The sequence below is a fragment of the Oribacterium sp. HCP28S3_H8 genome, from assembly GCF_052064775.1.
Classification (GTDB): Bacteria; Bacillota; Clostridia; order Lachnospirales; family Lachnospiraceae; genus Oribacterium.
This window is the reverse complement of sequence record NZ_JBQHUZ010000005.1, coordinates 194,588-221,232: the sequence shown is the minus strand read 5'-3', so window position 1 is coordinate 221,232 and position 26,645 is coordinate 194,588. Positions and strand designations below refer to the sequence as shown.

The window sequence follows — 26,645 nt, the reverse complement described above, 5'->3', positions numbered from 1 at the left end:
AAGGCATCTAAGCGTGAAGCCACCCTCAAGATGAGATATCCCATCGTAAGAGTAAGACCCCTTGCAGAGTACAAGGTTGATAGGGCTAAGCTGTAAGTGCCGCAAGGCATTCAGGTGATAGTTACTAATAGGTCGAGGGCTTATCCAAAAGGTTTTTGGTCCGGTTAGGTTTGATGTTTTATGAAATGTGTTTATGGATAAAGCGGTATGCGATTTTCAAGGCATGAGAGGAGAGCAGGTCAGATGGCCTGCTCTTTTTGTGTAAATTGATTTTTTTGCTTTTACGTTGGCGTGCTATTTATTATTATTATTTTATCTTTGTTATCTATCACAGCTTTTTATGCAGCTTTCTTAAATTATGCATTTTTGCCATACATTATGAGGCGTAATTTACGGTATATACAAGATATGATATAATTTCCTCGTATTGAAAAGTATAAGACCACAACACGGAGGTATTACATATGATGACAAACCGTGAAATCAAAGCTTTTGCATGGCATCAGATGCATGGCAACTGGATTGCATCGATTGCAGCGTATCTGGTTATGGTGATCGGAATCGTGAGCATTTCCTTCGGGATCAGTATGGTGCTTGCACTTGCTGGTATGATGCTAAGAGATCCTGTCATCCTGTTTGGAAGCAGTGCATACAGTACTTTACTGATTTCTACATGTGCCGGGATCTGCGTCGCGGCACTGGTAGCTTTGCTGCTCTGGTTTATTATCGGAACATCCCTTGGCATGGAGATCATGTTTCTTAATATTGTGAGAGGCAGAAAATGTGTGCCATTTGATATATTTAAAGGTTTTAGAGTGCGGCAAATGGGACATTATCTTGGCGTAATGATCATCATCTGGTTGATCAGCTGGGTGCTGATGATGCCTGAACTTTTTCTTAGCTTAAGGATGGGATTTCAAACAAAGACGGTAGAAGTCATCAACATTATCACTACACTTTTGATCTATTATATGGCACTGGTTCTTGGTATGGCACCACTGGCATCTGCAGATAATCCTGACATGAAGGCCGGGACGGCAATTCGCGTTTCTATCCATATTATGAAAAAAAGGAAAATCCGTTTTCTCTTGCTGATGCTTTCTTTTCTGCCCTGGATCCTGCTTAGCGTTATTACATTCGGAGTAGGATTTTTGTGGACGATACCGTATATGATGGCGGCCCAGTCTATTTTTTACCTGAGCGCATATAGTGAGGACTATCAAGGCAATGGAAATGATGATGTGACACCCTATGCCGAATATAGAGAGCTGAGTCCCGAGGAGGCGGAAGCTGTTAAGACACAGGAAAAAGACACCCCGGAAAAACATGCAAGCTTTGAGGAGATCTACCAGGCAACTCATAATGGTCAGGGCGTAGATTCCAATGCTCAGAAAGTATCTCCGGATGAATCACAACGTGATTTAGAACCAGAGAACTATAAGGAGCAGACAAAGCTTTTGAATTCGTCCCATGATGCAGATACCAACCAGACTACGTAATAAACAGAAAGAGGAATAGTATGAAATGTCCATTTTGCGGCGCAGAAGATACCAGAGTTATTGATTCGAGACCAGCGGATGATAATGCGGCGATCCGGAGAAGGCGGCAGTGCGAGAAGTGCGGTAAACGGTTTACTACATATGAGAAGCTGGAAACCATGCCGCTTATGGTGATAAAAAAGGATCAGACCAGAGTACCATACGACCGCTCCAAAATCGAGAATGGTATTCTGCACTCCTGTCATAAGCGTCCGATATCTACGGATCAAATCCGGAAAATGGTGGATGAAATCGAAAATGAAATATTCGCTACTGGTGAAAAGGAAATTCCGACGAGACAGATCGGTGAGCTTGTTATGGAAAAGCTGAAAGAAGTTGATCAGGTAGCCTATGTGCGTTTTGCGTCTGTTTACAGAGAGTTTAAGGATGTCAATACTTTTGTAGATGAAATCGGTAAGCTCCTTAAAAATAAGTCTACATCGTCGGGGACAGAACAGTAGTCGGCATCAGAGATACATTAGGGGGGAGAGATGAATAAAGTAAAAATCTGTGTGCCGATTACCGGCAAAACGCTTAAGGACATCCGCAGGCAGGCGGAAATTTGCGCTACGACAAAAGCGGACATTGTAGAGTGGAGATATGATCTTGCATCTGAGCTTTACGCAGATGACTTCGCAAATGATTTTAAGCCGGTGCTTAAGATGATTCAGGCGATTATTGCCGGAAAAAAGCTGCTTTTTACGATACGCACCGATGCGGAGGGAGGCATATTTCCATATACAGCCTCTCAGACGGATAGAGAGAGCTATTTACAAACGATCCTTACCGCGATGGATTCCGGCTGTGTTGATTTTGTAGATATAGAGGCAGGACGAGATGCTGATATCGTGCACAGACTTCTTCTTGATGCTGCGAATGCAAATATCGCGACAATTGCCTCGTATCATAACTTCCATTTTACCCCGGAGACTGCGGAGCTTTTACAAAAGTTCCGGGAGCTTGCAGGTACCGGAGCGGACATTGTAAAAACAGCATATATGCCTAAGGATCCAAGAGATGTAGCAAGACTTTTGTATGCAGTTACAGAGTTTCGCCTGGAGGATCACGCGCGGCATGAGATTATTGCAATGTCAATGGGCAGCCTTGGTAAAATCAGCAGGATTTCAGGAAATGTATTTGGCTCTGATTATACATTTGCGGCAGCAGATGAGGCATCAGCGCCAGGGCAGATGCCGGTGGAGCTTGTAAGGAATCTTTTGGATGTTTTTGAGGGATGAGGCAGACGATGAAAGAAATTGAGGGCAATATTTATCTGATCGGTTTTATGGCAAGCGGCAAATCAACTGTGGCATCCAAACTTTCTGAATTGACCGGATTGCCGGTCCTGGAGATGGACAGTGAAATTGAGTCCAGGGCAGGAATGCCTATATCCGGGATATTTAAGCAGTTTGGTGAAGAATATTTCAGAGAACTTGAAACGAAAGTGCTTTCGGACCTTACATCGGAGCATGCGATCATATCCTGCGGCGGAGGAACACCTCTACGTGAGGTGAACCGGCAGCTGATGCGAGGACGAGGCCGCATCATTTATCTTTCCGTGACCCCGGAAACAGTAGCAGAAAGACTTAATGTTAATCAGACTGATCGTCCGGTGCTTAAAGGACATGTGAATGTGAAGGATATCAGTGAAATACTTGAGAAACGTGACCCGATTTACCGGGAGCTTGCAGAGGATATTATATCTACAGATGGCAGAAGCATAGAGGAAATCTGCGCACAGATTCTGACACAGCTTTAGCACTATCATTATAGTATTTGCCTATATACCTCATATATAAAAATGTATGTAAATGAAACCTTTTTCCGGTGAAGCAGATTGTAATAAAAATGTCATTATGTTAAAATTTATCCAGTAATGATATTACATGTCAGTTCAGTATCATAATTAAAGGGGGTTATTTTATGGCTGAAGACAAAAACGCTAGAACCGGGCTATGGCTTGGCGGATTACCATGGTGGCAGGCAGTGATCTGTATCCTGCTTTGCCTTATCCCAATGTACCTTACCGTACAGGGCAAGGATGGTCCAAAGATGGTACAGTCTACCACAATGGCTGGTACACTTGCAATCTGCTTTGGTCTCGCAGTAATCTTTAATGAGATTGGCGAGAGAGTACCGATCTGGAACACTTACATCGGCGGCGGACTTCTTGCTACATTCTTTGGTGTTGCAGTCCTCAAGCAGTTCAACCTTGTACCAGAGGCAGGACTTGATGCAATCAACAGCTTTATTTCAGATGATGCAAACTTCCTTGAGATGTTTATCATCATGCTGATTATCGGTTCGGTTCTTTCTCTGGATCGTGATATTCTGCTTCGTTCGTTTGCGGGTTATATCCCGGCAATCCTCGGTGGCTTGCTGGCAGCTACGATCCTTGGTGGAATTACCGGTGCCATCTTTGGCATTCCATTCTCTGACACACTGATCAAGTATACACTTCCGATCATGGGTGGCGGTAATGGTGCCGGTGCAGTACCTCTTTCACAGATCTATGAGCAGGTTACAGGAGATGCGGCAGCAAACTACTATTCCTTTGCTATCATCGTACTGACAATTGCCAATATTTTCTGTATTATTGCTTCTGCAGCACTCAATGCTCTTGGTGAGAAGGTTCCATCTCTTACCGGTGATAAGAAGACTCTGATCCGTGGCGCAGAAGAGCTTGCAAGAGATGATGAGAAGATCAAAACAGATAATACCGATCTTTCCGGAGCACTGCTCCTTGCCTTTGCATGCTTCTCAGTTGGTATTCTTATGAGCTCTGTGATTCTGCCTAAGATTGCAGGAGCACCGATCCATAAGTATGCTTACATGATTATCTTTGTTGTTATCCTTGCAGCTACAGGTCTGGTCCCTGCAAGAGTAAGAGCAGGTGCCAAGAGACTGCAGTCCTTCTTCTCCGGTCAGCTGGGTATCATCATCATGGTCGGCATGGGCGCAGACTTTAATCTTGGCGAGCTGTTCAAAGCAGTTGCTCCTTCCAACATCATCATGGCTCTCATGATCGTTATCGGTGCTATTATTGGTTCTGCTGCTGTTGGTTACCTGGTAGGCTTCTATCCGATCGATTCTGCTATCACTGCTGGTCTTTGCATGGCTAACCGTGGTGGTAACGGTGACCTGGCTTGCCTCGGCGCTGCAGATCGTATGGATCTCATTGCTTACTCTCAGCTTTCATCCCGTCTGGGCGGCGGTATCGTCCTGATCATTGCATCCTTCGTCTTCTCCTTCATGCTGTAAGACGTTCTGGAGACAAACTTTTACAACAGAATATACGGTAGATTAAACCGGGAAGCGCTGTCCGTCTTGGGTGGCGCTTCCTTTGTATAACGGGAGTTTTTAATGATCGTTTATTTTAAAAAAGTCAGTAATCTGATTATGATACTGGGGGGAGTTCTCGGTGGTATAGCGGCCTGGTTCTACCTGCATGGTGAACTATTATCAACAGAGCATCCGACGAATGTTTTTATTTTTGCACTATGGATTTTTGCCGGAGTTATTTTGTTCCGGGTAATCGCTTCGGTGTATGCTACCCGTAAGTTAAAGGAACTGCAGGCAGAGCTCTATAAGGACTGTAAGCCTCAGGAATTTCTGGAGCATTTTGAAGCCTTAAATGCCGGGATCCCGCACAATCTCGCGGAGTATGCTCATGGACAGAACAATATATCCTTTGCCAGAGAGGCTCTCGGAGACTTTGACGGTGCCATGGATGCGATTAAAGACCTGAAACCTCAGGAGTTAAGGATTCATGCGCTTACAACAACGGCATTGATCGTCAATCAAAAAGCCAATCTGCAGATTCTGCGTAAGGACTTTGAAGCGGCATTATTTCAGATTGAAGACTTATATCGTATTAAAGAAGTCGCAGAAAAAAGAGCCAAGATGCTTGCAGATAATCTCGGTCAGGTAATACGGCTGCAGGAAGCACGTATTGCGGCTGCCAAGGGTGATGAAAATACTGATATTGCATATCTGGAGGAAGAGGAGAAGCTCTCCACCAATCTGATTCATAAAAAGGAAATTGCACTGGAGCTTGCCGAGTACTATCTACGTACGGGACAGAAAGAAAATGGAGTCAAGAAGCTCAAGGCAGTTTTAGAGAATGAGAGAGGACTTTACCCGGAAACAAGAGCCAGAGAACTGCTGGAGCATCCGGAGAAATATTATGTATATCAGGAAGTGGTACGGGACGATACCGGTAAAGAGATCGGGCAGCAGGATGCGGATGGATTTGTAGTGATCCGCGAGTGAAACCTGCGGGTAAATGGTCCGGTAAAAAATCAGATAAAGATAGGGCCTATTGTGCTATATGATGTAATTTCTATTGCGTAAAGTCCGGATACGTGATATTACAGACATACATGTCTGAAATGCAGAGGAGATCTATGGCATCTCAGAAATACTAATGTAGACAGGGTGAATTGAATGAAGTTTGAACCGAAGCAGGATCTGAAGCGATTGATCGTGGTTATTTTTGCGGCCTTTCTGATGGCTGTAAACATTCGCACATTTGTTCGTGCAGGAGGATTGTATCCGGGCGGAGCAACCGGACTTACCGTTCTGATTCAGAGAGTCAGTCAGCTTTATTTCCATCATGCGATCCCGTATTCTGCGGTCAATATCGTGTTGAATGCAATTCCTGTTTATATTGGCTTTAGATTTATCGGAAAAAAATTTACATTGTTTTCGCTGATTATGATTCTGCTTACTGGTTTTTTTACGGATCTGTTACCGGCGATGGTTGTGACGTATGACACACTGCTGATTTCAATCTTCGGCGGTCTTATTAACGGACTGGTCATCAGCCTCTGCCTTATGGTAGATGCGACCTCCGGTGGAACAGACTTTATTGCCATCTATTTATCACAGAAAAAGGGTATGGAAACCTGGAACCTGATTCTGGGACTTAATGTCCTGATCCTCGGCAGTGCAGGTATCCTGTTTGGCTGGGATAAGGCATTGTATTCTATCATATTTCAGTATGTTTCCACGCAGATGCTGCATACTGCGTACCGGAACTATCAGAGGCAGACCTTATTTATTATAACGGACAAATCACAGGAGGTAGCGGCAGCGATCCACGATGTATGTCATCACGGTGCTTCCATCATGGATGCGGAGGGATCGTTTAAGCATCAGAAGCACAAGGTGGTTTACTCTGTGGTATCGGCAAGTGATACGCACAAGGTGATTCAGACGGTCAAAGAAATTGATCCCCATGCCTTTATTAATTCCATACGGTCTACGGAAATTGCCGGTCGTTTTTATATGAGACCGAAGGACTGATGTCGATAGACGGATATGAACAGTATAAATCGTATAGATCAGATGAGCAGGATGGATCAAAGGGATCCGGGCTTGAAAGGTCGTCTTGCGCGAAATATCATTTTATGGATGCTTGTAGCCTTTTTTCTTTCTCTTTCTTATTGTCTGCATATTGATATCTGCTTCTTTCATCGTATTACCGGATGGAACTGTCCCGGATGCGGTGCTACGCATATGCTCCTGGCTCTTTTAAGAGGAGAGCTCCGGCGGGCATTCTGGTATAATCCGGTACTGCTGATTCTGCTCCCTGCACTGTGCGTGGTGATAGGGGATATTTACATTCGCTTCCTGAAAACAGGCTTTGTTGTACCTCGACCATGGGAGAGAGGACCGCTTATTATGGTGGGAGTTTTGCTTATAGCATTTGGAGTGGTGAGAAATCTGTCAGTGTATCCGCTGTATTGAGTTTAGATAAAAATATACTGCTTATACGCATGCTGGAGCTCAGGCTATAACAAAAGCAGCAGGAGAGGCTTTAACGTATGCTGATCCTGCTGTTTTTTATGTCTTATATTTTATAAGCGTCTATATGAAATTTGATTTTGATGCCTGACAGACTGTTATATCGAATTTGTTTTTGCGTTTAAGGCTCTTTGAAATTTTTACGCAGCAGCTCGATCATGTGCTGATCCGCCTTGGACTGGAAGGAATCCTTAAGGGTTGTAATGCAAAGACTCCAGTAAGCCCCGTATTTCCTGTCGATGGAAAGATAATAAGGAGATTCGTCAAAGTGCCGCTTCCTTACATAATCGGAGGGAACCATCGTATACCCGTAACCGGAAGCAGCAAGCCGCAGCAGTGTATCATAGTTTCTTGAGGTCAGCCGGATCTCCGGAGTAATATGCGCCTGTCGCAGAGCAAAATCCGTCACATGCCGGATGCGCTGCCCTTTATGGAGAGTAAGCAGTGGTTCGTTCTGCAGATATTTCAGATCCAGAACCGGATGCTCGTAGCCCTCCGTAACTACTGCCTTGCGGATCAAAGGACTGTTGGAAGAAACCGCGATGATGAATGGATGGTTTGCAAGGATCTCATAATTCAGAGAGGGATTTGGCTGCGCATCAGCAACAGGAGCATGCATAATCGAGAAGTCAAGGTCTCCGGAGAGTAGATTTGCTTCCTGATCATCCGTGGACCCTTCATAGATATCGATATCAATATTTGGACACTCCTTCTGAAATACCGGAAGCACTTTTGGCAGCAGAAAGGATCCGAGATGATTGGTTATGCCAAAATAGATATGTCCCGCCTTAAGATCGTTGAGGTCGGCGACCTCTGCTTCAAAATCATCAAAGATTTTAAGCACCTGGCAGGCCATCTGATAATATTTTTCACCGGCATACGTCAGCCTTAAACCATTGGGGCTCCTGACAAAAAGCTTGGTACCTACATTGTCCTCGATGCGCTGCAGAGACTGGGAGAGAGACGGCTGCGCTACAAACAGCTTCCGCGCGGCACGAGATATATTTTTAGCATCCGCGACAGTTTTGACATATAGTAATTCACGAGTGGTCATGATCTTCACCTCACAATATGTTCCTATTTTATCATGTCAGGTCAAGATATCAAATGATCTTTGTATATGAAAAGGGTATTTCTGATGCAGCTGAATAAGGTAAATGTGTATTTTTGATACTTTAATCTGCCTTAGAATCCTTAAGAAGCAGAGTTTCCGAACAGGTACTTTGCATCTCGGATTCATGGTATATAATAAAACCATGACCATGTCATAGTTCATCGAGATATGCTGGAGGAAAATGTGTAAATGGAAAATCTGATATTCAGTCTAAATGCCACAATGCCGATTTTTATGCTCATGGTCCTGGGGTATTTTTTAAACCGGATCGGCTGGATGGATGATGTCCTCGCAGCTAAGCTCAATACGTTTGTGTTCCGCGTATCTCTGCCGGTAACCTTATATCATCAGCTGGCGGGTGTAGATATTTATGCCGCCTGGGATAGCGGATTTGTACTGTTCTGCTTTTGTGCAACCTTAATCAGCGTATTGCTGGCTGCGTTCATTTCGCTTCTGTTTCCTGACAAGGCAGAGCGTGGAGAGCTGATTCAGGCATCTTACCGGAGCAGCGCAGCGTTGCTGGGACTGGCATTTATTGAAAATATCTATGGCAGCTCCGCCATGGCGCCTCTTATGATTATCGGGGCGGTGCCTCTTTATAATGTAGTGGCGGTAGTTGCATTGTCTCTTACAGATCCGGAGCAGCAGGGGCTCGATCGTGAAACCCTGTTGCATACGCTCCGAGGTATTGTTACCAATCCGATCCTGATTGGAATCCTCATCGGACTAGGCTGGTCCTTACTTAAGCTGCCGCGACCGCTTATTTTGACTAAGACCTGTGCCAGCGTCGGTGCGACGGCTACACCGCTGGGACTCATGGCAATGGGAGCAAGCTTTGATTTTAAAAAGGCATCTGGTAAGCTGAAGCCGGCATTGGCCGCGAGCTTCCTGAAGCTTTTTGGATTTAATCTTATATTTTTGCCGATTGCCATCCGGCTTGGATATCGGGAAGAAAAGCTGGTAGCGATCCTTGTCATGCTGGGTTCTGCCACTACGGTAAGCTGCTATGTCATGGCTAAAAATATGCATCATGATGGGGTGCTTTCATCGAGTGTTGTGATGCTTACCACGCTTTTCAGTGCATTTTCACTTACCTTCTGGCTGTTTCTGATGAAATCCTTTGGTATGCTTTAACTTAAAATCACGTAGAGAGGCAATTGTATGTTGCCTGTTAATGCTGGATCCATTATGATCAAACTACAAGGCATTAAGAACAGGAGAAAGAACAGGAGAATGTCTATGGATTTCCGTGAGCTCACCTATGTTACCGCGGTTGCAGACTGCAAGAGTGTCACCGCAGCAGCCAAAAAGCTGTACATTTCCCAGCCATCCTTATCTTATATTTTGTCCAAGGTAGAGCAGGATGTGGGAGTCCGGCTGTTTGACAGAAAAACAAACCCGATTACTCTTACGTATGCGGGAGAGAAGTATGTGGAAACAGCTCGGAAAATACTTAAAATGCGGGATAATCTGCGCAGTGAGCTGTTGGATATCGGCTCCGGAGAGCAGGGAGAAATCAAAATAGGAATCCCTACGGAACGGGCAGGATATATGCTGCCTAAGGTGGCAGGACGTTTCCAGGAATCGTTTCCAAGGACGGAGATCCGATTAATGGAGTCTAAGTCAGATGAGATCATCGAGAGCTTGCTGAATGACCGGATCACATTCGCAATCCTCCCGGGTGGGCGGGAAGGACTGCCTGCCGGATTACATACGGAGCTGATCTATCAGGAGCAGATCCTGCTTGTAGCAGGAGACCATATGATTAAGGAGGATATGCTGGTTTCTAAGGATGAAGGCGGTGCATTTATGGGTAGAGACCTGCCGGTGGTTAAGCTGTCATGCACGGGAGATCTGCCTTATATCATGATGCAGAAGGGCAGATATATCCGTAAAGCTACCGACCGGCTGTTTCAACAGGCCAATATTAACCCGAAGGAGGTTATGGAGCTCGCCAGCTGTATGTCTGCGGCGCAGCTTGCCAAGTCAGGACTGGGAATTACGATTGTGCCGGAAAGAGCGGTGGAAGCACTGGGCGGCAGGGAAAAATTCCATTGTTATTATTTTGATGAGCGACCGGAGTTCTGGGATGTGAATGCTGTCTATAAAGAAGGTACGTACCTTGACCGCGCAGATCGATATTTCATTGATCTTATGAAAGACACCTTTACACGGCATGTATGAGTATATACTGAGGAAGAGAAGCATTCACCTTACTTTACAATATAGAAACCTCATATTGTTGCCGGCAGAAGCTACGGGCGACAGTATGGGGTTTTTTGATGCTGCTGCTAAAGCCATAAAGCTTGCTCTATATTAATAGAAATTATCTATAATATACATAGACATATATACATAACATCTATAGTATTATCCTATTAATACTATAACTATACAAGTATTTTACTATATTTCGTGAAAGTAATAGAATCTAAGTATAAGGATTGTACAAAGAGCAGTACACTGCTCGCAATTTTATTACAGGAGGGGTAAAAATGGTCAAGTTATATGATGGCGGCGTATATCTCGTGCACGGACAGGAGGTTGTGCCGGAAAATGAAGCCGCAAAAGTGCGTCAGCTGACAGGGAAGGATCCGGATAAGATGGAGGCCAAAAAGGGCACGATTGCCTATGGCATTATGAAGGCACATAATACCAACACTTCCATGGATCAGCTCAAGCTTCGGTTTGATGCCATGGCGTCCCATGATATTACCTATGTTGGGATCATTCAGACAGCAAGAGCATCCGGCATGGAGAAGTTTCCGCTTCCATATGTGCTGACCTGCTGCCACAATTCACTTTGCGCGGTTGGCGGTACCATCAATGATGATGATCACCTGTTTGGCTTATCTGCAGCTAAAAAATATGGTGGCATTTACGTACCTCCTCATGTCGCTGTCATTCACCAGTTTATGAGAGAAATGTTTGCAGGCTGCGGCAAGATGATTCTGGGATCTGACTCACATACGCGTTATGGTGCCCTGGGAACCATGGCGATCGGTGAGGGCGGCGGTGAGCTCTCCAAGCAGCTTTTGAACCAGACCTATGATGTTGCATATCCCGGTGTTATTGCTATTTACCTTACCGGCAGGCCACAGCCGTTTGTAGGACCGCAGGATGTGGCACTGGCAATCATTCGCGCAGTATATAAGTGCGGCTATGTTAAGAACAAGGTTATGGAATTTGTGGGACCGGGCGTTGCCTCGATGACTACAGACTACCGTAATGGCGTGGATGTTATGACAACCGAGACCACCTGCCTGTCCTCAATCTGGAGAACCGATGCAGATACCAAAGCGTTCCTCGATAAGCATCATAGAGCAGATCAGTATACCGAGCTTAATCCGGCAGATGTAGCATACTATGATGGATGCGTCTATGTGGATCTGTCCTCGATAAAGCCGATGATTGCGCTTCCGTTCCATCCGTCCAATGCGTATGAGATCGATGAGCTGTATGCTAACCTTGAGGATATTTTACGTGAAACCGAGCTTGCCGCGGAGAAGGTTGCGGAAGGCAGAGCACATTTCACATTGCTGGATAAGATTACATCGGATGGTAAGCTCCAGGTGCAGCAGGGGATCATTGCCGGCTGCGCAGGCGGTAACTATACCAATGTAGTGGAAGCAGCACACGCTCTTAAGGGAAAGAGCTGCGGCAACGATGAGTTCTATCTTTCCGTATATCCGTCTTCGCTTCCGGTATACACAGACCTTGACCGGAAGGGTCTGCTTGCAGATCTGATGGATGCAGGTGCCATTATCAAGACGGCATTCTGCGGACCTTGCTTCGGCGCGGGCGATACGCCGGCAAACAATGCGCTGTCCATCCGTCATACGACCCGGAACTTCCCAAATCGTGAGGGCTCCAAGCCGGGCAATGGACAGATGTCTGCCGTGGCTCTGATGGATGCACGCTCCATTGCTGCAACCGCTGCAAATGGAGGCAAGCTCACTTCTGCGGAAACACTGGACTGCTGGGGCGATGTTCCGGAGTACCAGTTTGATGATAAGGCATATAAAAACAGAGTATACAACGGCTTTGGCAAGCCGGAGGAGGAAAAGCCGCTGCGCTTTGGCCCGAATATCAAGGACTGGCCGGAGCAGGAAAAGATGACGGATAACATCCTCCTTAAGGTCTGCTCCAAGATCCTGGATGATGTAACGACGACAGATGAGCTGATCCCATCCGGTGAGACTTCCTCCTATCGGTCCAATCCGCTGGGACTCGCAGAGTTCACACTCTCGAGGAGAGATCCGGAGTATGTGGGGAAAGCCAAGGAGGTAAGAAATCTTGAAGATGAGAGAAAGCAGGGCAAGATTGATGCGGCAGTTGCAGAAGCTTTTGATGTGATCCATACGATTCCAGGACAGCAGAATGTGAATGCAGCGGATGTTGAAATCGGATCCACCATCTATGCCAACAAGCCGGGAGATGGTTCTGCGCGTGAGCAGGCCGCTTCCTGCCAGAGAGTACTGGGGGCACTTGCCAATATTACAAAGGAATATGCCACTAAGAGATACCGTTCTAACTGTATCAACTGGGGCATGATTCCGTTCCATCTGAAGGGAGAACCGGATACCTTTGAGGTAGGCGATTTTATCTATGTGCCTGGCATCCGGAGTGCACTTCAGAACAATGCACTGGATGATATTAAAGCGTATGTCATTAAAGAGGGTAAGGCAGAGGAAATCTCACTTTATATCCAGCCAATGACCGCCAATGAGCGCCAGATTGTAGAGGATGGATGTCTTATTAACTTTAATAAGTTCGGTCATGCTGCCAAAGCAGAGTGAAAATCTATAGTCCGGTACACGAAAGAAAGCTGAGATCATAGAATCCAAAATTTATAGACAAGATGTATTGCTAAAACAAAGAAGCCATCGGGATTATCCCGAGGCTTCTTTGTTTTAGAAGATATGAAGTAAGAGTATGGGAATTCATTAAAAGTAAAAAGATTTCGGATCACTGGATTCTGTCATTACATATGCAGTGCATCTGCAATCGTTGCATACAGGCGGTCCGGCTCGATCGGCTTAACAAGGTGTGCCGTGAGTCCTGCCCTGAAGCTCTCTTCAAAGTTCTCACGGAACGCATTGGCTGTCATGGCAATAATTGGGATCTGCTTGGAACCTGGAATATCGTTTAATTTGCGGATCCTGCGGGTCGCCTCCAGGCCATCCATCCCGGGCATCAGGATATCCATGAGGATGACGTCAAAATTTCCGCGCTCTTTTTTATAGATCTCGATTGCCTCTGCTCCATCCTTGGCAGTAACTGCGGTCATGCCGCGACGCTCCATAAGCTTCACGCCGATTTCAAGATTAATATCGTTGTCATCCACGATCAGAGCCCGCTTTCCGCTGAAATCCGGACAGGTCTGATCAGATGTATCCTGGTATGCGAGCTGCGCCTCCTCGGAGAGAGGCATGGTCAGCGTCACGGAAATTCTGGTTCCTCTGGAGGCATCCGACTCTGCAGTAAGTGTGTCAGCCCCCATGGCATTGATATAGCTTTTTAAAATGATAAGGTCAATGTCAATGGATCCAAGATCATCATCAATCTTATCCTTGAGGTAGTCATGCGGCTTAAAGAGCAGACGGAAGCGCTCCTGATCGATGACGATCCCCAGACTTACGACGGAAAACTCAATCGTGACATTTTGCTGGCTGTGCATCAGCTCGCGTGCATGGAGCTCAATCCTGCCTCCCTTTACGGTATAGCTGATTGCACTTTTTAAAAGCTTCATAAGGATCTGCTGGAGGCAGTGCTGATCCGCCATGACCGTGAGGTCTGTCATGCCCTCTGTCTGCAGGGTGTAGATCAAACCCTTTTCCTGCATAGCATTGGATATATGACGGGAGATTTTTTCCAGTAATCCGTTAATATTGATTTTAACCGGCTGAAGCTCGATTTCATGGCTCGCAATTCCACGGAGATCTAGAATGTCGTTGATTGACTCATTCATATAAGAGCCGGACATGGAAATCTTATGCAGATAATCTTCTATAGAAGAATTGCTTACAAAATCATTTTCCGCAATCCTTGTGAGTCCCAGAATCGAATAAAGCGGTGTGCGTATATTACGACTCATCAAAGTCATAAAAAGATTTTTCTGCCGGATCTCCTGCTGCGCACTTTCCAGAGCACTTTCCAGCTCCTTTGTATGATTTACAACGTTTTGAAAGGTATCTGTGATATCATGAATCGTCAAAATAATGATGTCATTATTACGGATAAAGTAAGCTTCTTTAAGACGTAAGCTGCCATCCTGGCTTTTGGCAGTATAATGAACCCGATATACGGGAGACTTGTCAAGTGCCTGCTCGATGCTGGAGAGCTTTAAATCCTTTATAATATTTTCAGGATCCGGATCGGAGGATATATCCATAATATATTTTTTACTGATGTCCTCATAATTAAACCGGATGGACTGCATACGCTTCCAGTCTGCATTGGTAGAAAAAAGAGTCACTGCAGTCTCTGTAGCCGGGTCAATCTGAATTAGTTCCTCGTAACCATCTGAAAAAAAACGGTCAAAGAGTGAGGCTTTTTCACTGTCGGTTAAATTAAATTTTACCATATAAATTACATCCTTTACGATCAGTGTTTGTGATCAAAAACAAACATTTCTTTTGATATTATAGCGTTTAATTTGATAACTGAACAGATGAAACTGCCATTTTACGGAAAAAACTATGTGGAAAAATTCTCTTTTGCACCTTTATTTTCTGCTATGGAACCTTTAAAATAAGTATATAATCCTGTAAAAAATACACAATCAGGCATAGACGATTATGTGAAAGGATGTGAGTTCATGTTGACACAGAAAAAACTTCCATTAAGTATGCAGCCAAATTGTGTTGTCGGTATTGGAGCATCTGCCGGGGGATTGGAGGCTCTGCAGCAGTTTCTGACCTTTCTGCCGTCCAATACGGGTATGGCTTTTGTCATTATCCAGCATCTTGCGCCGGATCATAAAAGTCTGGTTGCGGAGATCCTTAGTAAGTACAGTGCCATGCCGGTTACGGAAATAACGGACGGTATGCATGTTGAGCGAAATCATGTTTATATGATTCCACCTAAATATAATGTTGAGATCGAAGCGGATGTTTTAAGACTTAAAGAATATGATTCTACCATCATTAACCATCCGATTGATATATTTTTCCGTTCGCTGGCAAGCTCTTATGAAAATCGTTCTGTAGCGGTGATTCTGTCCGGTACCGGATCTGACGGTACCAATGGCATCCGTTCCATTAAGGAGCAGAATGGCATGATCATCGTACAGACACCGGAGTCAGCTAAATTTGATGGGATGCCGCGTAATGCGATTGCAACTGGTTTTGCGGATTTGGTGCAGAACCCGGAGTCCATTGCAAGAGAAATGGCACATATCGCTGTTTCCATGATGGATGCCAGCAGTAAGCTGCAGCTGTCGGATCAGGACCTGATGGCACAGGTATTTGCGATTCTTAAAAATATAACCAATATTAATTATACGTATTATAAGCAGACGACGATCCTGCGCAGGATTGAGCGCCGGCTTGTGGTTACGCATAACCGGAATCTGAGAGAATATGTGACCTATCTTAATAATAATCCGGAGGAAGCAAAAATCCTTGCTAAGGAGGTGCTGATCGGAGTCACATCGTTTTTCCGGGATCCGGAATACTTTGAGGTGCTTAAGGAAACGGTACTGAAGCAGCTGTTAAGAGATGCGCCCAAGGAAAAGCAGATCAGAGTCTGGGTTGCGGGCTGCTCCACCGGTGAGGAGGCGTATTCCATTGCGATTCTGCTTATGGAGGCAATGGAGGAGCTGGATATCCGGAGAGACGTTAAAATATTTGCAACTGATCTGGATGCAGATGCCATTGCAACTGCGGTAAGGGGAGTGTATGGAGATAATATCATTGAGGATGTCTCTGTAAACCGGCTGTCCAAATATTTTTCCCGGAAGGGTAATAAATATGTGATTCACCATGATATCCGGAAGATGATCATTTTTGCGCAGCATAATGTATTTCAGGATCCGCCATTTGGCAAGCTGGATCTGATCAGCTGCAGAAATGTGCTGATCTATTTCCAGACGGTGCTGCAGAGGACAATTTTTGCTATTTTCCATATGGCACTCAATGACCATGGATATCTTTTTCTGGGAAGGTCGGAGTCTGTCATTGATTATGATGATGTGTTCCGGGTACTGTGCGCAAATGAAAAGATTTTCATTCACAATACCTCCGGCAAGGCTCCGGCTCATGAGCGCTTTAACTACTCAATGCAGAATGTGGAGAGTTCCCTGGAGCCGATTCAGATCCAGAAGATGGAGGACGATGCCGAGGTTCAGTATAAAACCAATGACCTGGATACCTCGATCCTGGAAGCACTGATGCCGGCATCGGTGCTTGTGAATGAAAAAAATGAGCTGAACCGAACCTATGGAGACTGCTCCAAGTTCCTGTCGATCCCGACCGGAGCTGCGACACTGGATATTTTCCAGCTGATCCGGACGGATCTTAAAATCGCGGTTTCCACGGTGCTTCGTGATGCCCGTCAGACCAAACACAAGGTAAGCTACGACTCTCTGCCGGTACAGCTGGAAGATGCGCCGGAGTATATCTCCATCGTAGCGCAGCCGATTTTTGATCATAATGGGCAGCAGACCAGCTTTATGGCGATTTCCTTCCTGAGAGGGAAGCGGGAGCTGTCCGGAGACGTCCGTAAATTCCAGATTGATACGGCAGCAGCCCAGCGTATTTCCAATCTTGAGCAGGAGCTTAAAATTACCAAGGATAATCTGCGGCAGACCGTTACGGAGTTGGAGTCGGTAAATGCCGAGCTGCAGGCTGCCAATGAGGAGCTGCTGACTGCCAATGAGGAGCTGCAGTCCTCCAATGAGGAGCTTTAGTCCGTAAATGAGGAGCTGTATACCGTAAATTCGGAGTATCAGTCCAAGGTTACGGAGCTTGCCGGTCTCAATGATGACATGGCAAATTTCCTGTCGACCACATTAGTCGGGATACTGATGGTAGACCAGAATCTCAATATCCGTAAATTTACAGAGTATATTTCGGATGAGTTTAATGTTGCGGATCAGGATGTGGGCAGATCCCTCCGGTACATTGCATATAATTTCGGCACGATTGATCTCATCAAACAATGCAGGCAGGTTTTAAAGACGATGAATGCAATCGAGCAGCATTGCACGTCAATTGCCGGTAAGACCTATCTGATCCGTATTGCGCCATACCTGACCAGGGAAACCATTGCCAAGGATAATGCGGATTCAGTAAAGGAAACGGGTAAAAAGAAGCTGCAGGGGCTGGTTATTACCTTTGTAGATACGACAAAGCAGGTGGATGATCAGGAGCAGATTGACGAGATGGCCAAGGCACTCCGGCAGGCGGTAAAGTCCAGTCAGGAGAAGGAGACCTTCCTCTCTCATATGTCGCATGACATGCGGACGCCTATGACGGCAATTCTCGGTTTGACAGAGCTTAGTCTCCGGGAGAAAAATCTTCCGGCAGAGGTGAAGGATAATCTGGAGAAGATTCAGACATCCAGCCAGTATCTGGTTGGTCTTATGGAAGAAATCCTGGAAACCAGCAAGATCAACGCAGGTAAGGTTGTATCCGTCAGCACCGCGGTAAAGGAGGAGACCGTCTTTAATTCCGTTGCAACGATCATCAGTGAGCAGGCAAGAGACAATCATCAGATCTTTGATCTGGATGTGGAGGGCTGCCAGAACCGGTATGTTTTGATGGATCAGCAGCATGTGGAACGGATCCTCATGAATCTTTTGTCCAACAGCCTGAAATTTACACCGGAAAATGGCAGGATTTCGCTGATTATTAACGTGGATTATCACGATGGCAAGGCATTCCATACCTATATTGTAAAGGATAATGGTATCGGAATTTCCGAGAGTTTCCAGGCAAGGATGTTCCTGCCATTTGAACAGGACAGTGTGGACGGTGAACACCATGATGGTACGGGACTTGGACTTTACATCTGCAAGAACCTGGTGGAGCTGCTTGGTGGCACGATTGACTGCACCAGTGAAGTTGGTAATGGCACAACCTTTATTGTGAAACTTAGCTACAGCATTGCGACAGATGAGCAGATCGAGCTTCAGACGCATCGCACGGAGACATATGAGGATCAGGTGCTGTATGGCAAAAACGTCCTGCTGGCGGAGGATAACCATATCAACGCCGAGGTCATTATCAAGATTCTAAATACCAAGGGAATCCATAGTGAGCTTGCAAGAGATGGACAGGAGGTTGTGGATCTGTATAAGAGCCGCGGACCGTACCACTATCAGGCAATCCTTATGGACCTGATGATGCCTGTAAAGGATGGAGAGGAGGCGGCCAAGGAAATCCGCAGTTCTGGACTGGAAGATTCGGAATCAATCCCGATTATTGCACTCACTGCAGATGTGACGGATGACGTTGAAACACGCTGCAGAGACGCAGGCATGAATTACTGCATCAGCAAACCGATTGATGCCGAAGATCTTTTCTATCATTTTGCAGAAGCGTTTGAGCATAAAAAGTAAGATGAAAAACGGGGAGAATAATCATTGACAGTAATAGACACCCTGGCAGCCTGGGGTGCGGATCCGGAATCCGCACTCCGAAGGCTTGCCGATGATCAGGAGTTTTATATCCACCTTCTAAAAGAGTTTGTACAGGATCCTGCTTTGGAGCGCCTCAGACTGGCATTGAATAGAAAACAGTATCAGAAAGCATTTCTCAATGCACATGAGCTCAAGGGAGTTGCGGCAAATCTGAGTCTTACTCCGCTTGCACAGAGTCTCTCCCGGATGGTAGAGGATCTAAGGGGGCAAACCACCCCGGGTCCGGAATTTCAGGAGCACTTTATCAAAATGACCACAGATCTTGATGAACTACGGCTGATTTTAAGAGAGGCAGATATTAATAACAAAAGTCAGGCCGAATAAAAGGCTGGTATAGTTAAATACAATAGATGCTATATTTGACAAACTATTTTACTATAGGTAATCATGGGATTATAGTAGCTTTGTACCAAATAGATAGTTTTATTCTAGCGCAGACTAGATTATAATTACTAATAGTTGTGTAACATTTTCTGAAATGTCACTTGTAAAACGTGGTAACAATTGGATAGCAGAACCAGGAAAACGGTTCTCTACACAAGGAGGGATACTATGGAAATTAAGAAACCTGCTGTTGCAGGCACGATGGAATCCAGTGACTGTCAGGTTACTGTGGAGCCGGGAGATGGAAAGATTGATTTCACTCTGGACAGTGCAGTAGCTCATCAGTTCGGAAATCAGATCCGCAAGGTAGCCTTTGAGACCCTTAAGAATCTCGGCGTGGACAATGTAAAGATCTCCATTGTCGATAAGGGTGCGCTTGACTGCACAATTAAGGCAAGGATCGAGGGAGCGGTTTATCGTTCTGTTGACCAGTACAAGAACTTACCATGGGGAGGTGCAATCAGATGATTGAAAATCCTAATAAAAAGAGACTCAGAAGATCCATGATGTTCCTGAATGCACAGAAGCCTTCACTGATCAAGGATCCGTATATTTACAAGTGCGATTCACTTATGCTTGACCTTGAGGATGCTGTTGCCGTTACTGCTAAGGATACTGCAAGATTTTCACTGTATCATGCACTTACCACCATTGATTACAGAGGAGCAGAAAAGGTTGTACGTATCAATGGTCTGGATACCGACCTCTGGGAGGAGGATATCCGCTGCTGTGTAGCCGGTGGATGTGACGTTATCCGTATTCCCAAGACTGAGACCGCCGATATGGTAAAGGCAGTTGAAGAAAAGGTTGTTGCTGCCGAGGAGGAGTTTGACAGAGAGCCTGGCTCTACTTTGATTATGGCTGCGCTTGAGTCTGCCAAGGGTGTTATGAACGCATATGAGGTATGTACTTCCTCTGATCGTATGATTGGCGTTGCTCTTTCCGGTGGTGACTATACAAAGGATCTGCAGACCAAAATTACCGGTACAGGAGTCGAGCTTATGGGCGCGCGTCAGCAGATGATTATTGCAGCTCGTGCAGCAGGAGTTCAGTGCTTTGATACCGTTTGGACCAATCTGGATGATATGGATGGATTCCGTAAGGATGTGGAGACCATCAAGATGATGGGATTTGATGGTAAGTCAATCATCAATCCACGTCAGATTAATATTGTGCATGAGATCTTTACTCCGACCCCGAAGGAAATCATCTTTGCAGAGAAGGTTATCAAGGAGATTGATGACAAGAAGGCAAAGGGTATCGGCGTATTTACCGTTGATGGTAAGATGATTGATATTGCATTCTATGATGGCGCCCAGAGAACAATCAAGATGGCAAAGGCAGCCGGTGTTTATAAGGGGGATCTGTAAGATGATTAATGCAGTTGGCAGAGATATACCTGAGGAGATTTTAAAATTAACAGGCAAGGAAGTGTTCCAGGGCACTCATCATTTTGACGGATATGAGTATCCGACAGCTTCCCACAAGGTAAAGTGTGTCATTAATTCCAATGGCTCCAAGCTCGTAGATTCCATTCATGATGTACTTGTAAAGTGCGGAATCAAGGATGGTATGACACTCAGCTTCCACCATCATTTCCGTAACGGCGATAAGGTCCTCAACATGGTTATGGAAGAGGCCCACAAGATGGGTATCAAGGATATCACTATCTGTGCATCTTCTCTTGGCTCACAGAACGATCCGATCGTTTATATGATTGACGATGGCACCATTACACACATTGAGTCTTCCGGTGTGCGTGGCAACATCGGTAAGGCAATTTCCGAGGGCAGACTTAAGGGACTTGCCATCATGCGTTCTCACGGTGCTCGTGCCAGAGCCATTATGACCGGCGAGACACATATTGATATTGCGTTTATCGGTGCTCCTACTGCAGATGAGTATGGCAATCTGAACGCAAATGGTGGTAAGGCAGATTGCGGTGTGCTTTCCTACTCTGCAGTTGACGCAGATTATGCGGATAAGGTCGTAGCGGTAACAGATACACTGGTTCCATTCCCTAACCTTCCGGCACAGATTTCACAGGTTAAGGTAGACTATGTTGTAAAGGTTGATGAGATCGGTGATCCGACCAAGATTGCAACCGGAGCTGCAAAGCCAACCTCTGATCAGAGAAAGCTGCTCATGGCGAAGTACTGCACAGATTTCCTGATTGAGACTCCTTACTTTAAAGAGGGATTTTCATACCAGACCGGTGTCGGCGGCGCTTCCATCGCTTCTACCAAGTATCTTGCAGAAGTGATGAGAGAGAGAAACATCCATATGTCTTTTGGTGTCGGCGGTATTGCCAAGCCAATGTGCGATCTGCTGGATGAGGGTCTGATCGGCACTCTTGTAGATACACAGGACTTTGACCAGGATGCAATTCACTCTGCAGCAACCAATCCAAGACATTTCTATATTACGGCAGATGAGTATGCCAACCCGTTTAATAAGGGCGCATATGTAAACAAGCTTGATTTTGTCATCCTTGCAGCGCTGGAAGTAGATACACACTTCAACTGTAACGTGGTTGTAGGCTCTGATGGTGTCATCACCGGTGCACAGGGCGGACATCCGGATACAGCAGCAGGTGCAAAGTGCACGATCGTGATCGCTCCGATTATGCAGGGCAGAATTCCGACCATTTGCACAGATTGTACAACAGTAACCACTCCGGGTGAGGACGTTGATGTTGTTGTTACAGACTACGGTATTGCAATCAATCCTAAGAGACAGGATCTCATCGAGGCAACCAAGGATAAGGGTCTTCCAATCAAGACGATTGAAGAGCTGAGAGATATTGCTTACTCTATCACAGGTGCTCCGGAAAAGGTTCAGTTCGGCGATCGTGTAGTTGGTATCATCGAGGCAAGAGACGGATCCATCATGGATGTTGTACGTGAGGTTAAGCCTTTTGAATTTAAGGATTAATATCCTTTAGAACCCACGTAAAATGTCTGATCAAATATTACGTGCGTTTCATAAAAACCGCGGCCAGTCGTGAGATTGGACCGCGGTTTTTGTCATAATTCTTTTGTTTCTTATGCTATAATTGCTATAATCAAAGCTATGGAAGATCATTTTTATATTGCAGAGGGTCGTCCCTTTGCCGGAAGAGAACTGGAGAGGCTGCGCGGATTTCTTGCAGGCTGCGGGCTTGACTATGATGATGCAATTACATATTCAGCGGTTATTGTAAATGAGGACAACGGGGAGCTTGCTGCGGCTGGATCATTCAGCGGTATCATACTTAAATGTATCGCAGTATCGCCGGTGTATCATGGACAGGGACTCCTGGTGGACCTTATGGGACATCTTTATGAAAAAATGTATGAGAAAGGGAGCACCCACTGGATCGGATTTACAAAGCCAAAAAATGAGGGGGTCTTTGGTCATACCGGACTGCATCTTGTGGAAGCGGCGGAGCACATGATTTACCTTGAAAACCGGAAAAATGGCTTCCGTGACTACCTCACTTCATTGTCCCGGGAAGTGGAAGGATGCAGTCGGGAGGAACGGGAGGCAATTTTCCATCGGGAGGTCGCACATAGCATCCATGCAGGAGACCCGGAGCGCGTGGATTTTCCGGGCTATCTGATTCCGCCGGAAGAAATGCCAACGTATTTTATAATGGATAAAGAACAAGCCTTGCAGTATCGCCAGGAACTGTACCGCAGGGTTGAAGCCAGGGTGCTGGACGCATTGGGGCTTCAGTGTAACACTTGAAATAGGGGAGATAGATATGCCAGATCAGTTAGACTACAGCCACGAGGTTACAGTTCCGGAGATGCTTGAAGCTAGAGACCGGAGAGTTGAGATACAGCGCAGTATGATTGCAGAAACAAAAAATCCGGTTGTATGCTTTATGCTAAATGTCCCGGGACCACATAAGGTTGATGATGCTCTTACGTGGGCGTTTGAAACTGGAGTCCGGCGGATCCTTGCGAAGCTTGAGACAGCGGGGATTCCTGTCAGTAGAAGCGTTACCGAACGGGAGATTACAGGCCTGGTTTTCTATGCGGCAGTGGAGGCAGATGCCGTTCAGGTAAAACAGAGGATGTGTGAGCTGGAAGAGGCTGACCGGCTTGGCAGGCTTTTTGATATTGACGTTATCGGACTGGACGGTTGCAAGGTCAGCCGGGAGGAGTTTGGCATGGCACCGCGGAAGTGCCTCATGTGTGGTAAGGAAGCCCATATCTGCGCGAGAAACCGGAGCCATACGGTGCAGGAAATGACCACGGAAATTCATCGGATCATACAGGCTGCACGGGGTATCGCAGGATGAGGCGCCAGGAGCTGATCGAGGACTTTGGATGGCATGTGAGGAATGCCTTACTAGGAGAGGTGTATACCACGCCTAAGCCGGGACTTGTGGATCGGCAGGATAACGGATCCCACAGGGACATGACGTATGAAACATTTATAGACAGCACAGAGGCAATTACGCCATATATTGTGGAGATGTTTCTGGCGGGCTTTGACGGCGTTTCTGTTCTGAGCCGTGATGTACCGGGATATGATCCCGCACTTACGTACTCGGAGGCGGAAAGGATTTTTCTCATGATTCGGGTGATTGGCATGAATGCGGAACGCGCGATGTTTACAGCAACGCATGGGGTCAACACTCACAAGGGCATGATCTTTACGATGGGGATTGTGTCTGCGGCAGCCGGCTTGGAGTATCGGAGCTCCGGGAGATTTGATGCAGCACATATACTGGAGACGTCCGCTAAGATGACACGCAGAATCCTGCAAAGGGAATTTGCGGAAATGCAGACCCGCGCACCACGTACGCATGGAGAAATCCTGTATCACCAGTATGGAGAGAAAGGGATCCGCGGTCAGGCGGAGCTGGGATTTCCGATCATCCGGGAGACAGCGCTGCCTGCAATGGAAAGAGCCATACACATTGCTGCGGATGATACATCGGTAGAGCAGCTTAGAAAGCTCGGAACGGTCCGCAGGGAGCTTACACAGCAAGACTCAGAGCAGAACCGGGAAAAGCTGGAAAATCTGATCCATCTGGAGGTACTTCTCGAGATCATGGCAGTCTTAAATGATACCAATGTGGCTTCGAGAAGTTCCTATATGGAGATGCAAAGCTTTAAGAAAGAAGCAGCCACGGTATTGCAGCTCGGAGGTGCCTTTACCGAGGAGGGATTTCAGGCACTGGAAAAAATGAATCAGGATTGTATCCGCCGGAATATAAGTCCCGGCGGAGCTGCGGATATCCTGGCAGTTACGATCCTTCTGCACCGGCTCGTGGAGAGCATGGTGTAAGTACATAAGTACTAAGTACAGAGGAAACATTTCCCTTAGTAATGGATGACGTTGGATTCCTTCCGGATTTTATCAAGGACAGGTTCAGCTTCCGGAGAGGTAAACCACCGGTAGGTGCTTTCCGGTACGAGTGTCTTAACGAGCGTAAAATTTCCATCCTTTAAGGCCTGCCGCACGGTAGAAGCGGAAATTGCTCTTCCATCGATGGCCTTCCGCGGGATAATACAGCACTGAATGCCGCTTTCCGGCAGAGCCTCCGCCATGATCTTATTATATAGGCTCGTTACGACCGAGGTCGGTTCGTCCCCGACATAGCGGACATTGATTCCGAGGGATGCCGCAATTTTACGGAAAACGGCGAGATCCAGACGTGCCTGACCGGAAATGACCTGAGTACTGTCTTTCTGGAAATACGCGGGGAAGGTGCTGGAGCTTATGATATAGGACCCGCTGTCATGATAAATGACATTTTTAAGCTGCGCAGTGCCTTCCATGACAAGCTTTTTACGGATCTTGAATGGTACCAGCGAAGCATCCTCACTAACAATAAAGATATGCAGGATATCCGCATCCCGGGAGGCAGTCTCCGCAAGGTACTGATGCCCCAGTGTAAACGGATTGGCATTCATTACCAGGGCTGCCACCCTTTTTCCAGTGGGGTCATAGTTTTCCGGCAGATCCTTTCGGAGACTGTCAAGATAGTCCTGAAAGCCGGTCCGCTTGTTTTCCATAAATACGGTATTGGCGTCCTCAACCCTTGCGATCTCCGTAAAACCAAGGCTTGCAAAAAACTTGGCAGAGTTCAGCTTAGTATACAGAAACAGATGGTAATTACCGCGAGAGTACTGGAACTCGATCAGATGCGAAACAATATCATTCATCAGAGCCTCTCCCTGATGATCGCTGGAAACCGCGAGACAGCGGAGCGTGTTTCCAAAGCAGCTTCCGGTGGCGATGACGTTGTAATCGTCGTCGATCATGGCGGCGGTATAGTCCAGATTTTTATCTCTGCGAATGCCTTCTTTTTCCAGTAAGGCATCCACCATCTGGTTCATATACCGATCGGATTTATCTACGGATGTAATATTATATTCTGACATTAGAACCTTCCTTCCTGTGATCTTAAGGATAGACGTCAGCTATTATAACAGGAAATCGGAAGAAATGCTTGCAAATACATGGTTTATATATTAAAATATCTCAGTATTTTATGAGCTATGTGATAGAATTTAGTATTTCAAGGCAAAAAAATATCAAAGTATTTACTTGCTTTTCAGGAGGATTTTATGGTATCAGCTAGTGATTTCAGAAACGGCGTTACACTTGAAATCGATGGCCAGGTTGTACAGGTCATTGAGTTCCAGCATGTTAAGCCAGGTAAGGGTGCAGCTTTTGTAAGAACCAAGCTCAAGAACGTAATCAATGGAGGAGTTACAGAGAGAACCTTCCGTCCGACAGAGAAATTCCCGCCTGCACATATTGACCGTGTTGACATGCAGTATCTCTATGATGATGGCGAGATGTACAACTTCATGAATCCGGAGACATTTGAGCAGATCGCACTTTCACATGAGCAGATTGCTGATGCTATGAAGTTTGTTAAGGAAAATGAGACCTGCCGTGTAGACTCTTACCAGGGCAAGGTATTTTCTGTTGAGCCGCCGCTCAAGGTTACTCTTGAGGTTACTCACACAGAGCCGGGTGTTAAGGGCAACACTGCAACAGGAGCAACCAAGCCGGCAACTCTTGAGACAGGTGCTGAGATTCAGGTTCCGCTGTTTATTAACACCGGAGACAAGGTTATCGTTTCCACACAGACCGGTTCCTACGAGTCCAGAGGCTGATATAATACGGAGCAATCCGTTTGCTTAAG

Annotated in this window: 24 protein-coding genes and 1 rRNA gene; 22 read left to right on the top strand and 3 right to left on the bottom strand. The window is 46.1% G+C overall.

Annotation, left to right across the window (positions count from 1 at the left end; translation table 11 throughout):
* From ACTNEN_RS08155 to ACTNEN_RS08115, 9 genes are all read left to right on the top strand, one after another.
* Window positions 1–148, top strand: a 23S ribosomal RNA gene (locus ACTNEN_RS08155); the annotation flags it as partial.
* 316 nt (window positions 149–464) lie between these two features.
* Window positions 465–1,499, top strand: coding sequence for a DUF975 family protein (locus ACTNEN_RS08150; RefSeq protein ID WP_441205713.1), 1,035 nt, complete (start codon window positions 465–467; stop codon window positions 1,497–1,499).
* Window positions 1,500–1,519: 20 nt separating this feature from the next.
* Entirely contained in the window at window positions 1,520–1,999 is a 480-nt protein-coding gene (gene nrdR, locus ACTNEN_RS08145) for a transcriptional regulator NrdR (RefSeq protein WP_441205712.1), read from the top strand.
* A 30-nt stretch (window positions 2,000–2,029) separates the two neighbouring features.
* Window positions 2,030–2,776 (top strand): type I 3-dehydroquinate dehydratase, encoded by a 747-nt coding sequence (gene aroD, locus ACTNEN_RS08140; protein ID WP_441205710.1) that lies wholly within the window; start codon window positions 2,030–2,032, stop codon window positions 2,774–2,776.
* A gap of 8 nt (window positions 2,777–2,784) precedes the next feature.
* Window positions 2,785–3,297, top strand: a complete 513-nt coding sequence (locus ACTNEN_RS08135) for a shikimate kinase (protein ID WP_441205709.1) — start codon at window positions 2,785–2,787, stop codon at window positions 3,295–3,297.
* Between the two features lie 164 nt (window positions 3,298–3,461).
* A complete protein-coding gene (locus tag ACTNEN_RS08130; RefSeq protein WP_441205708.1) occupies window positions 3,462–4,799 on the top strand; it encodes a 2-hydroxycarboxylate transporter family protein in 1,338 nt (445 codons plus the stop codon).
* Window positions 4,800–4,901: 102 nt separating this feature from the next.
* Window positions 4,902–5,810: a hypothetical protein gene (locus ACTNEN_RS08125; protein WP_441205707.1), complete on the top strand. Its 909-nt coding sequence runs from the start codon at window positions 4,902–4,904 to the stop codon at window positions 5,808–5,810.
* 174 nt (window positions 5,811–5,984) lie between these two features.
* On the top strand, window positions 5,985–6,845 hold the full coding sequence (locus ACTNEN_RS08120; protein WP_441205706.1) for a YitT family protein: 861 nt from the start codon (window positions 5,985–5,987) through the stop codon (window positions 6,843–6,845).
* A 51-nt stretch (window positions 6,846–6,896) separates the two neighbouring features.
* Entirely contained in the window at window positions 6,897–7,289 is a 393-nt protein-coding gene (locus tag ACTNEN_RS08115; protein ID WP_441205705.1) for a DUF2752 domain-containing protein, read from the top strand.
* Between the two features lie 178 nt (window positions 7,290–7,467).
* Here the strand turns inward: ACTNEN_RS08115 and ACTNEN_RS08110 are convergent, their stop codons facing one another.
* The gene (locus ACTNEN_RS08110; protein WP_441205703.1) at window positions 7,468–8,400 is read right to left on the bottom strand and encodes a LysR family transcriptional regulator; all 933 of its coding nucleotides are present in this window, start codon (window positions 8,398–8,400) and stop codon (window positions 7,468–7,470) included.
* A 249-nt stretch (window positions 8,401–8,649) separates the two neighbouring features.
* Between ACTNEN_RS08110 and ACTNEN_RS08105 the strand changes: the two genes are divergently transcribed.
* The 3 genes from ACTNEN_RS08105 (at window position 8,650) to ACTNEN_RS08095 (ending at window position 13,259) form a co-directional block, all read left to right on the top strand.
* Window positions 8,650–9,594: an AEC family transporter gene (locus ACTNEN_RS08105; RefSeq protein ID WP_441205701.1), complete on the top strand. Its 945-nt coding sequence runs from the start codon at window positions 8,650–8,652 to the stop codon at window positions 9,592–9,594.
* 105 nt (window positions 9,595–9,699) lie between these two features.
* Entirely contained in the window at window positions 9,700–10,644 is a 945-nt protein-coding gene (locus ACTNEN_RS08100) for a LysR family transcriptional regulator (protein ID WP_441205699.1), read from the top strand.
* A gap of 311 nt (window positions 10,645–10,955) precedes the next feature.
* On the top strand, window positions 10,956–13,259 hold the full coding sequence (locus ACTNEN_RS08095) for a hydratase (protein ID WP_441205698.1): 2,304 nt from the start codon (window positions 10,956–10,958) through the stop codon (window positions 13,257–13,259).
* Between the two features lie 185 nt (window positions 13,260–13,444).
* Here the strand turns inward: ACTNEN_RS08095 and ACTNEN_RS08090 are convergent, their stop codons facing one another.
* A complete protein-coding gene (locus tag ACTNEN_RS08090; RefSeq protein WP_441205697.1) occupies window positions 13,445–15,046 on the bottom strand; it encodes a hybrid sensor histidine kinase/response regulator in 1,602 nt (533 codons plus the stop codon).
* A gap of 234 nt (window positions 15,047–15,280) precedes the next feature.
* Between ACTNEN_RS08090 and ACTNEN_RS08085 the strand changes: the two genes are divergently transcribed.
* From ACTNEN_RS08085 to ACTNEN_RS08045, 9 genes are all read left to right on the top strand, one after another.
* Window positions 15,281–17,371 carry a chemotaxis protein CheB gene (locus ACTNEN_RS08085; RefSeq protein ID WP_441205696.1) on the top strand — a complete coding sequence of 697 codons (2,091 nt, stop codon included), beginning with the start codon at window positions 15,281–15,283 and terminating at the stop codon, window positions 17,369–17,371.
* 78 nt (window positions 17,372–17,449) lie between these two features.
* Window positions 17,450–19,024: an ATP-binding protein gene (locus ACTNEN_RS08080; RefSeq protein ID WP_441205695.1), complete on the top strand. Its 1,575-nt coding sequence runs from the start codon at window positions 17,450–17,452 to the stop codon at window positions 19,022–19,024.
* Between the two features lie 24 nt (window positions 19,025–19,048).
* Window positions 19,049–19,429, top strand: coding sequence for an Hpt domain-containing protein (locus tag ACTNEN_RS08075; RefSeq protein ID WP_441205694.1), 381 nt, complete (start codon window positions 19,049–19,051; stop codon window positions 19,427–19,429).
* A gap of 228 nt (window positions 19,430–19,657) precedes the next feature.
* Window positions 19,658–19,957 (top strand): citrate lyase acyl carrier protein, encoded by a 300-nt coding sequence (citD, locus tag ACTNEN_RS08070; RefSeq protein ID WP_441205692.1) that lies wholly within the window; start codon window positions 19,658–19,660, stop codon window positions 19,955–19,957.
* Window positions 19,957–20,859, top strand: a complete 903-nt coding sequence (locus tag ACTNEN_RS08065; protein ID WP_441205730.1) for an aldolase/citrate lyase family protein — start codon at window positions 19,957–19,959, stop codon at window positions 20,857–20,859. Before citD ends, ACTNEN_RS08065 begins: the two co-directional genes overlap by 1 nt.
* Window position 20,860: 1 nt before the next feature.
* Window positions 20,861–22,423 (top strand): citrate lyase subunit alpha, encoded by a 1,563-nt coding sequence (gene citF / locus ACTNEN_RS08060; RefSeq protein WP_441205691.1) that lies wholly within the window; start codon window positions 20,861–20,863, stop codon window positions 22,421–22,423.
* 138 nt (window positions 22,424–22,561) lie between these two features.
* Window positions 22,562–23,218: a hypothetical protein gene (locus ACTNEN_RS08055; protein WP_441205689.1), complete on the top strand. Its 657-nt coding sequence runs from the start codon at window positions 22,562–22,564 to the stop codon at window positions 23,216–23,218.
* Between the two features lie 16 nt (window positions 23,219–23,234).
* Window positions 23,235–23,777: a citrate lyase holo-[acyl-carrier protein] synthase gene (citX, locus tag ACTNEN_RS08050; RefSeq protein WP_441205688.1), complete on the top strand. Its 543-nt coding sequence runs from the start codon at window positions 23,235–23,237 to the stop codon at window positions 23,775–23,777.
* Window positions 23,774–24,772 (top strand): triphosphoribosyl-dephospho-CoA synthase, encoded by a 999-nt coding sequence (locus ACTNEN_RS08045; protein ID WP_441205687.1) that lies wholly within the window; start codon window positions 23,774–23,776, stop codon window positions 24,770–24,772. Before citX ends, ACTNEN_RS08045 begins: the two co-directional genes overlap by 4 nt.
* Before the next feature lie 35 nt (window positions 24,773–24,807).
* On the opposite strand, the gene citC is transcribed toward ACTNEN_RS08045, so the two are convergent.
* Window positions 24,808–25,872 carry a [citrate (pro-3S)-lyase] ligase gene (gene citC / locus ACTNEN_RS08040; protein WP_441205686.1) on the bottom strand — a complete coding sequence of 355 codons (1,065 nt, stop codon included), beginning with the start codon at window positions 25,870–25,872 and terminating at the stop codon, window positions 24,808–24,810.
* 186 nt (window positions 25,873–26,058) lie between these two features.
* Here citC and efp point away from each other — a divergent pair, with 186 nt between their 5' ends.
* Entirely contained in the window at window positions 26,059–26,616 is a 558-nt protein-coding gene (efp, locus tag ACTNEN_RS08035; protein WP_441205684.1) for an elongation factor P, read from the top strand.
* Window positions 26,617–26,645 lie beyond the last annotated feature (29 nt).

Bases quoted from the DNA above. Each gene is read 5' to 3' on its own strand.
- ACTNEN_RS08150 (WP_441205713.1), top strand. From the start codon at position 465: ATGATGACAAACCGTGAAATCAAAGCTTTTGCATGGCATCAGATGCAT.
- nrdR (WP_441205712.1), top strand. From the start codon at position 1,520: ATGAAATGTCCATTTTGCGGCGCAGAAGATACCAGAGTTATTGATTCG.
- aroD (WP_441205710.1), top strand. From the start codon at position 2,030: ATGAATAAAGTAAAAATCTGTGTGCCGATTACCGGCAAAACGCTTAAG.
- ACTNEN_RS08135 (WP_441205709.1), top strand. From the start codon at position 2,785: ATGAAAGAAATTGAGGGCAATATTTATCTGATCGGTTTTATGGCAAGC.
- ACTNEN_RS08130 (WP_441205708.1), top strand. From the start codon at position 3,462: ATGGCTGAAGACAAAAACGCTAGAACCGGGCTATGGCTTGGCGGATTA.
- ACTNEN_RS08125 (WP_441205707.1), top strand. From the start codon at position 4,902: ATGATCGTTTATTTTAAAAAAGTCAGTAATCTGATTATGATACTGGGG.
- ACTNEN_RS08120 (WP_441205706.1), top strand. From the start codon at position 5,985: ATGAAGTTTGAACCGAAGCAGGATCTGAAGCGATTGATCGTGGTTATT.
- ACTNEN_RS08115 (WP_441205705.1), top strand. From the start codon at position 6,897: ATGGATCAAAGGGATCCGGGCTTGAAAGGTCGTCTTGCGCGAAATATC.
- ACTNEN_RS08110 (WP_441205703.1), bottom strand. From the start codon at position 8,400: ATGACCACTCGTGAATTACTATATGTCAAAACTGTCGCGGATGCTAAA.
- ACTNEN_RS08105 (WP_441205701.1), top strand. From the start codon at position 8,650: ATGGAAAATCTGATATTCAGTCTAAATGCCACAATGCCGATTTTTATG.
- ACTNEN_RS08100 (WP_441205699.1), top strand. From the start codon at position 9,700: ATGGATTTCCGTGAGCTCACCTATGTTACCGCGGTTGCAGACTGCAAG.
- ACTNEN_RS08095 (WP_441205698.1), top strand. From the start codon at position 10,956: ATGGTCAAGTTATATGATGGCGGCGTATATCTCGTGCACGGACAGGAG.
- ACTNEN_RS08090 (WP_441205697.1), bottom strand. From the start codon at position 15,046: ATGGTAAAATTTAATTTAACCGACAGTGAAAAAGCCTCACTCTTTGAC.
- ACTNEN_RS08085 (WP_441205696.1), top strand. From the start codon at position 15,281: ATGTTGACACAGAAAAAACTTCCATTAAGTATGCAGCCAAATTGTGTT.
- ACTNEN_RS08080 (WP_441205695.1), top strand. From the start codon at position 17,450: ATGGCAAATTTCCTGTCGACCACATTAGTCGGGATACTGATGGTAGAC.
- citD (WP_441205692.1), top strand. From the start codon at position 19,658: ATGGAAATTAAGAAACCTGCTGTTGCAGGCACGATGGAATCCAGTGAC.
- citF (WP_441205691.1), top strand. From the start codon at position 20,861: ATGATTAATGCAGTTGGCAGAGATATACCTGAGGAGATTTTAAAATTA.
- ACTNEN_RS08055 (WP_441205689.1), top strand. From the start codon at position 22,562: ATGGAAGATCATTTTTATATTGCAGAGGGTCGTCCCTTTGCCGGAAGA.
- citX (WP_441205688.1), top strand. From the start codon at position 23,235: ATGCCAGATCAGTTAGACTACAGCCACGAGGTTACAGTTCCGGAGATG.
- ACTNEN_RS08045 (WP_441205687.1), top strand. From the start codon at position 23,774: ATGAGGCGCCAGGAGCTGATCGAGGACTTTGGATGGCATGTGAGGAAT.
- citC (WP_441205686.1), bottom strand. From the start codon at position 25,872: ATGTCAGAATATAATATTACATCCGTAGATAAATCCGATCGGTATATG.
- efp (WP_441205684.1), top strand. From the start codon at position 26,059: ATGGTATCAGCTAGTGATTTCAGAAACGGCGTTACACTTGAAATCGAT.